Annotated in this window: 10 protein-coding genes; 2 read left to right on the forward strand and 8 right to left on the reverse strand. The window is 56.2% G+C overall.

Annotation, left to right across the window (positions count from 1 at the left end; genetic code table 11):
* Positions 1–176: 176 nt before the first annotated feature.
* Positions 177–1,355, forward strand: a complete 1,179-nt coding sequence (gene nhaA, locus H0V34_03205; GenBank protein ID MBA2490744.1) for a Na+/H+ antiporter NhaA — start codon at positions 177–179, stop codon at positions 1,353–1,355.
* A gap of 79 nt (positions 1,356–1,434) precedes the next feature.
* Complete coding sequence (locus H0V34_03210) at positions 1,435–1,809, forward strand: hypothetical protein (GenBank protein ID MBA2490745.1); 375 nt, start codon at positions 1,435–1,437, stop codon at positions 1,807–1,809.
* A 541-nt stretch (positions 1,810–2,350) separates the two neighbouring features.
* On the opposite strand, the gene H0V34_03215 is transcribed toward H0V34_03210, so the two are convergent.
* The 8 genes from H0V34_03215 to H0V34_03250 form a co-directional block, all read right to left on the reverse strand.
* On the reverse strand, positions 2,351–2,677 hold the full coding sequence (locus H0V34_03215; protein ID MBA2490746.1) for a hypothetical protein: 327 nt from the start codon (positions 2,675–2,677) through the stop codon (positions 2,351–2,353).
* 74 nt (positions 2,678–2,751) lie between these two features.
* Entirely contained in the window at positions 2,752–3,066 is a 315-nt protein-coding gene (locus H0V34_03220) for a hypothetical protein (GenBank protein MBA2490747.1), read from the reverse strand.
* A gap of 95 nt (positions 3,067–3,161) precedes the next feature.
* The gene (locus H0V34_03225; GenBank protein MBA2490748.1) at positions 3,162–4,700 is read right to left on the reverse strand and encodes a DUF3987 domain-containing protein; all 1,539 of its coding nucleotides are present in this window, start codon (positions 4,698–4,700) and stop codon (positions 3,162–3,164) included.
* A 311-nt stretch (positions 4,701–5,011) separates the two neighbouring features.
* Complete coding sequence (locus H0V34_03230) at positions 5,012–5,359, reverse strand: hypothetical protein (GenBank protein MBA2490749.1); 348 nt, start codon at positions 5,357–5,359, stop codon at positions 5,012–5,014.
* Positions 5,356–5,721 (reverse strand): hypothetical protein, encoded by a 366-nt coding sequence (locus H0V34_03235; GenBank protein MBA2490750.1) that lies wholly within the window; start codon positions 5,719–5,721, stop codon positions 5,356–5,358. The genes H0V34_03230 and H0V34_03235 overlap by 4 nt, the downstream gene beginning before the upstream one ends.
* 314 nt (positions 5,722–6,035) lie before the next feature.
* Entirely contained in the window at positions 6,036–6,548 is a 513-nt protein-coding gene (locus H0V34_03240) for a hypothetical protein (protein MBA2490751.1), read from the reverse strand.
* 83 nt (positions 6,549–6,631) lie between these two features.
* A complete protein-coding gene (locus H0V34_03245; GenBank protein MBA2490752.1) occupies positions 6,632–6,940 on the reverse strand; it encodes a HigA family addiction module antidote protein in 309 nt (102 codons plus the stop codon).
* Entirely contained in the window at positions 6,941–7,219 is a 279-nt protein-coding gene (locus tag H0V34_03250) for a type II toxin-antitoxin system RelE/ParE family toxin (protein MBA2490753.1), read from the reverse strand.
* Positions 7,220–7,236 lie beyond the last annotated feature (17 nt).

The following is a 7,236-nucleotide window of genomic DNA, read 5'->3' on the forward strand; positions in this document are numbered from 1 at the left end:
CGCGGATATCCATCAGGGCCAGGCGCATCACGCGCCACAACAGGCCGCATACATGACTGCATTCTCGACCGCACGACCATCATTAAAACCCTTGCATTTGAGGGCGCGTCCATACATGGGCGTTAGGCGTCCCGTGTGACTTCCGCGCGTGTTTGATCTTTTACCTGATGATGGCCATGGGCATTGTCCAGCGAGACCTGTCAAATACCTTCCAAAGGTTTTTTGACTCGGAAAAGTCCAGCGGGATTCTGCTGATTGCCTGCACGGTGATCTCGCTGCTGATCACGAATTCCTCAAGCGGCGCCGATTATTTAAGTTGGTGGCAAACGCGGGCCGGAGGTCTGAGCCTTGAGCACTGGATCAACGATGCGCTGATGGCGGTTTTCTTTCTGCTCATCGGCCTGGAACTCGAGCGCGAGCTTTACAGCGGTGAACTCTCCAACGTCCGCAACGCCCTGCTGCCGATGTTCGCGGCCGTTGGCGGAATTGCCGCCCCAGCGCTGATTCATTTCTCGCTCAATGCGGGCACGCCAACGCAGGCCGGCATCGGCATTCCGATGGCGACCGACATCGCGTTCGCACTTGGTGTGCTGGCCATCCTCGGAAATCGCATTCCAGCGTCGCTAAAGGTATTTGTGGTGGCATTCGCCGTCATAGACGATTTGGGCGCGATCATCATCATCGCCGTGCTCTACACGGCCCAGGTTTCGGTTGGGTATCTTGCCGCGGCCCTGGCCGTTTGGATGCTGCTCTGTGCTTTGAACCGCTTATTCCGGGTGATGTCACTGGCGCCTTATCTGCTGGGCGGCGCGTTGATGTGGTTTCTCATGCTCAAGTCGGGAGTTCACGCGACGGTGGCCGGCGTGATGCTGGCCTTCGCCATCCCCTTTTCCGCAAAAGACGACGACGCAGAGTCGCCCTCCCACCGGCTTGAACATGTTCTACACAAACCGGTCGCCTTCATTATTTTGCCGCTCTTCGCGCTGGCCAATACTGCGATCCTGATCGGCACGGATTGGATGAAGCACCTTGCGAGCATGAACAGCCTTGGCATTGCCGCGGGCCTGATCGTGGGAAAACCTCTGGGGATAACGTTCCTTTGTTTCGCCGCCGTTGCCAGTGGCCTATGCCGCTTGCCACCCGATCTGAATTGGCGGCACATTTGCGGCGCAGGAATACTTGGCGGCATCGGATTTACCATGTCCATCTTCATTACGAATCTGGCCTTTGGTGGAAATGAGGCGGTGATTACCGCTTCAAAGATGGCCATTCTTCTGGCGTCACTGACAGCAGGATCTATCGGTTTTCTGTGGCTCATAGTCTTCGGTAAGCCCGCGGCTGAACCGCGGCGTTAGGTGGTTTATGTCTCTACCTCCAGAATTCCTCAAGCTTGAAGTCTCACCCGACAGTAATAGCACTTAGTTGGATATTCAGATGACACGCTACACCTTTTTATTATTCTTGCTGCTTTCATTTCCTGTTGTAGCGCAGGAATCGGACTGGGACTACGGCCGGAAGCAAATGATGGAGGAATCAATACTGGAAATTCGCGAGTATCCCCAGTCCAAATATCTTCCTTCCAGCCATGTTCGATTATTCGCAGCATGTATCGTTGAAAAACGGATCCAAATGGGAAAGAAGCTAGGCTGCAATTGGAGAATGAAACCTGGCGCTACAGCTCAAGAACATTTGGCAGAACAATATCAGTGTTTTGAAAATGGTGGCTATGGAAAGGCTCAGAGAACAGAGCATGGTGAATTTTGTGGCGTGTTAATTCGTGAGTATTTCCGAGCACTTAAGAGTAAGTGAAGTGCTAGCAATCACATCCAGCGGACTCCGCTACGCTACGCCGCTGATGTGAGGCGTTAGGGCGCACGGTCGTGAGTGCCACTCATCAGGATCAAATTATTTCGGTCATTGGGTCGCGGTTGTACCAACCCATCGCAGACCTGATCGAACGACTAGTGGCTCACCCATATCAAGCGCCCGACCGCGTGAGTTCCAATTACTTCGAGGCCGGTTACTCCTCTGCCATTATCCTTTTACTTGCTGCAACCGTTGAATCACTTGTACAGCGAGACCGTTACTTCTATCGCCGTAAAGTACCGGGCTCTAACCCTAGTTCCACAGTGTCAGAGCACATGAGAATCATCCTGCGTTACCGCAGGCATGCGCAACTCGATGAATTATTCGAGGTCCGGAACTCCGTAGCTCACAATCACTTGTGGGAAATCGATTTCGCTAATCCCGCGGCAGGTGGCCGTCGTCATCAGCGGTCGTCGCTAGTCCCAATGCTTGGGGTTGAGGACTATAGGCGCAAAGCAACACCGCGACGCTGAACGTTGCTTGTTTAACGCTCACTCGGCGGCCCCAGCGTCTTGCCGCTGTGTTCGTCCAGCCACGCCGTTAATGTGAACTCTCCTTTGATCGGCCCGCCATCTTCGCCCGTGACTTCAATCGCCTTACGCTTAGGCGCGACATACTGCGCGAGTTCCTTGAACATTTGCGCGCGAATGGCAAGCTCGGCCGTTTCGTCCATCGCGATACGCGCCATGCCCGCTATCGGATCGCATCCCATCACGTCCAACCGGTCTATAACGGCCAGCGTCCGCTTGTTCCGGGTGCCTTTCTGACGCCCGCCGCGCCGTTCACCCGGTTTTGCTCCACCTCTAGGCATGGCTACTTACCCCTACTTTAGTCAATTTTTCTCATAACCTTACGCCGGTACCTGTAGCGTGCCGAGTCCGCGACTCATGAATCGCCCCAATCAGCCGGATGACATCGCAAGGTCAGCGTCATCGCGCGGCGCATGTCGGCGTCGCTCATCGGCTCACAATGGCGGCAATGCCACGGCTGCCCCGGTAAGTGCCACCATTGACCGGAACCGCAGGCGGGACATGCCGCGATGAAATCGGCATTCAGCCGCGAATCCCGTTCGCTGGTTTTCGACTTCCCGTCCTGTCCAGAATCGGCGATGATTTCCGGGCCAGAGCTTATTTCGTTTAATTCGTTTCTTTCGTAACCCGCTCCCGCTACAGCGCGCGCGATGTCGAGATAACGTCCCATTACGGCTATCCCTCAGTGCGAAATAAGCGAAAGATGCGAAATAAGGTCAGCAGGTTGGGTGCTTCTTTCGCTTAATTCGCTTATTTCGCAGTTCGTTAACATGCAGACCACACCTCGACGGATCGACCGCCAGTCTTACGCTGTTCGCATTTCGCAAGATTCTTCTCTTGAAGCAGTTCCAGCGCGCGGCCGATGGTCTCGCGATCTTTATGCCGCTTGAACAATGCGGATATGTCGGTACGGGTCAGTCCATCGCTAATCGCGCGCAGGCTGCGCAGGATGTCATCGGCGACAGGATCGCCGACGGCCGAACCGAAGATGTAGCGTGCCGATGCTTCGGCGTATTCCCAGATTGCTAGACCGGCTCGCAGGTGCGCGGGTTGGATTACGGCAGAGTTATCAAGCAGTGCATACAGCAGCGCCAGACGAATCACTTGTGCCTCGGCGCGTGACGTAACCGCGCCCAGCAGACCCGGCAGCCCTTCGGATAATTCTGGGTACACCGCATGCCAGATTGCGCGTGCCGCATCGTCCATCGTGACTCGCTCGATTACGCTGGCGCGTTCAATCGCTTGCGTCAGGCGTTCAGCCAAGGGCTTGAGCGCGTCATCTGCCAGGCTGCCGCCATCCGGCAGGCTCTTCGAGCGTCTTACGCAGAGATACAAAAATCGGTTGGCAAAGCCGTTGCCGCACTCAGTACGACCCAGATAGCGCCGCAGTTCGTCCACGGTGATATGCCCGATGATGCTGATATGCGCGCCGGTTGCGCAGGCGGGACTGTTCTTCGTCATGGTGGTTAGCCGATGTCCATCCCAAGCCTTGCGGATTACCGGCGATAAGGTATTTCCCTCGCGGCCCATCACGCGCAGCGTCGATGCGAACTCTTCCTCGATCACCAGCAGTCGCTTGTCGTTCACGCCTGCGTCTACCTCTTCTTCATCCATGTAAGAATCCGCGCCCTTGCCTTTTCTTACGCGCTTGGTAATAGGATCACGTACCGCCCAGATCAGACCTTCGCCGCTGGATAACCCGCTCTGTATGCAAGCCCGCGTCCATCTGTCGTCCACTTGGCGGAATAACTGCGTGATACGTCCCCAGCTCGTGCCTTTGCGAGCCTTGCTTGTTTTGCCTACTATGGTGGTGAATAAATTAGTGGTGTGGCGGCTGCCCTCGACGCGGTAATGCGGCCTGCTATCGGTGCAGTTACCGAATGCCTCAAGTAGTTGCCCCAGGATCGCGGCGGGATGGGACTCGGTGTGTGGTTCAATCGCCTGAACAATCTCGCCCGCCAGGCCGTGGTAGGCGTCCGGGCTTAAAGGCTCTGGCCATACCTCAGCCGCTACAGTGACATTTTCAGCCTTGGCGTAGTCCACCAGCGGCAGCTTGTCCAGGTCGGCGGCTTTAGCTTTCGGATGCTCTCTTAGCCAGTCCACCACGTCACCTTTCGGCGGCAGATTAGCAGTGTTCACTAGCCGCACAGTTGCGCCAAGCTCGATCAGCCGGTCAGCAACTTCTTGCGCATGCTTGAGTCCCGGTTCGTCATTGTCCGGCCAGATAATCACGCGCCGCTTTGCCAGCGGTGAAAAGTCCGCATGCTTCGCACTCGTTGATCCGCCGCTAGTGGTGGCGAGCATGCCTAGTTTTTCCAGGCAATCGGCTTTGTTTTCGCCTTCACCCCACCACACGCATTCATCCGGCCGCGCGAGAAGTTCAGGCAATTTGTATAGTGGTTTTCCGTTAAGATATTCAGGTTCTTCGAGTTCGTAGCCTTTGCCGTTCAAGTGCATCGGCCATATTCGCTTATTGCCGTTGGGATGCTTCAGGCGGAAAACCCATTTCAGGGTATTACCCTCAGCGTCTTGGTAACGATAAAAGCCGTCCGGTTTGTATCCGTCTTGAATCGCTTTCGCTGAGAAACGCCGTGCGGCCTCGCGTGGTGTCTCGTTCATCGATCCACCTCCCATGCGCCTAAATCCTTTGCCGCTGCTACGAAGTCCATTCCATGTAGCCGCCGATGAAAGTCCAACACGTCGCCGCCCTTAGCTCCACAGGCATGGCATATAAAGCCGCCGCGAACGAGATTGACGCTTAAGCTCGGGTTCGTATCTTCGTGGAAAGGACAGTTCGCAGCGGCCCAGTCGCCATGAATGCGTAGCGTGTGCAGGTGCCGCGTGTAGTAGTCCGATGGATCGGGTAACAGGTCGCGGCGATAGCGAGACTCGCGTTCAGGTCGGCCATACAACTTTTCATAGGCGTCCCAGAAACCCGCACGCGGTCGAAAACGCGCGCTCATGACCGCACCTCCACCTTGAAAGATGGTGCCAGCGCCAGCGTGAGCGTGCGTGCGACGTTATCGACCGCTGCCAAGGCATCGGCCACGGTTCGCACGTCCGCCGTGCGTAGCAGCCTGCCGCCAAGACTATTAGCCGCTACGGTAATGCTGGAATGCCACTCGATAGCCCGCCAGTATTTGCCCTTGCGCCGTTCAATACGCCAAGGCAATTCATCGGCGGTCAGCCGGTAACGATTATCGATGAGCAAAATGAAAGCGACTGGATCAGCGCGGCGTGTGCTATGCTTTGATTGTCCTGCCCGGACAGTTTCATGAGCCGCTTGACCGTCCACACGGTCGGCGGCTTTTGTTTTTATAGTCATTGGCGCACCTCCTTATGCGAGTCGATCAGCGCACGAATATCCTCTACACGCCACGCCGTGGTGCGCGGCCCAAGCTTCACAGGCATAGGGTAACGGCCAGCTTTAACGCCAGCCCCACCGGGCAGACTTAGAGATGGGAATAATCGGCGGATTCGGCGGCTTGGCTTTCTTGTTGCCGATAATTTGCTTTTCCCGGACGAAGCCGGTTTCTGGAAGGTTGTGCATCTAGGGTTACTCCGGTTTTTTGGTGTCCGGATACCCATTTACATGACAGCAACTTGGGAAAATAGCCTTTATAATTTTCTGTCAGTTAATTACATGCAATTGCCTCTACCTCCATGCTTTCCATGTCGGTGGCCGTCAGTCTTTTGTTTTTCTTGCTTGCGGCGACGTTCGGCTAATTCGTCTAAATCGGGTTGCCTGTCTCGTCTCTCTCTGTTGCATTCCGCTAATTCTTGCTCACACTTCATAAGGCGGGTTACTGCTTCTTCGATCGTTGCCGGAACCACAAAAGCAGATGCGCTCATGGAAGAGCGTCCCGTCAGGTTCGCCTTTGCATCGCCGTAGAGCGGCGGCAGGCCTTCCTCGGGCAGTAACAGTTCCCATCCTTTCAGCCGGCGTGCCCAACCGAAGAACTCAACTGCGTTTTCCATGCGGATACGGGAGTAGCTAGCGCCGCCAAATACGCCGTCCTGATACGCCTTAACAACACGAGCTCTGACGCGCTTCTGTGCATCGCGTGTGGAAAGCTGAGGCAGTGCGACTGCGGCTACGTACTCGATACCGTCATCTATCTTGATCGTGCCGTTTTTGATCGGTGGTTTCATGGCGCTCGCCCTTAAGATAGAAACCGCGACAGCCGGGTAAGGGTGCCCCGGTTTTCGCCCGTCGGGCTAGGCGCGGCAAACGGTCAGGCGGCCCGATGCTCAATAGGGATAATGCCTTTGAATCGCTCCGGCTCGCGTTGCACGTCCCATAGATCGACGCCGACTTGCATGCGCAGCCAGCTTTCCGCACTGGTGTTAAGCAGCCGTCCAATCCGCGCGGCCATATCAGGCGACAGCGCGCGTTTTTCGTGCAGCAGCTCGGACACACTCAACCGCGATACCTTGAGCCGTCGCGCGAACTCGGTTTGCGTCATTGATAGCGCCGGCAATACATCCTCGCGCAGTACCGCGCCCGGATGGGTCGGCCGCCGCTTTGGGTCTCGCATGCTCATTCAGTGGTAATCCTCAAGATCGACTTCGATGGCGTCCTCACCTTCGAAACGGAAGGTGATCCGCCAGTTACCCGTTACGGCGATTGCGCAGGCTCCCTTACGATCTCCCTTGAGACGGTGGAACCGATAGCCAGGCAGGTTCATGTCTTGTGCGCTCAGCGCCGCGTCCAGGCGGTCTAGCGTGCGCTCGATGCGTGCGGCGCTTCGCGCCGGGATAGCACGATGGTCGCCTTTGCGAAAGAACCGCTCCAGGCCGCGATGCCTAAAACTGCGAATCATCCGATGCAATCCATCGC

It is taken from the genome of Gammaproteobacteria bacterium (genome assembly GCA_013696315.1).
GTDB lineage: Bacteria > Pseudomonadota > Gammaproteobacteria > JACCYU01 > JACCYU01 > JACCYU01.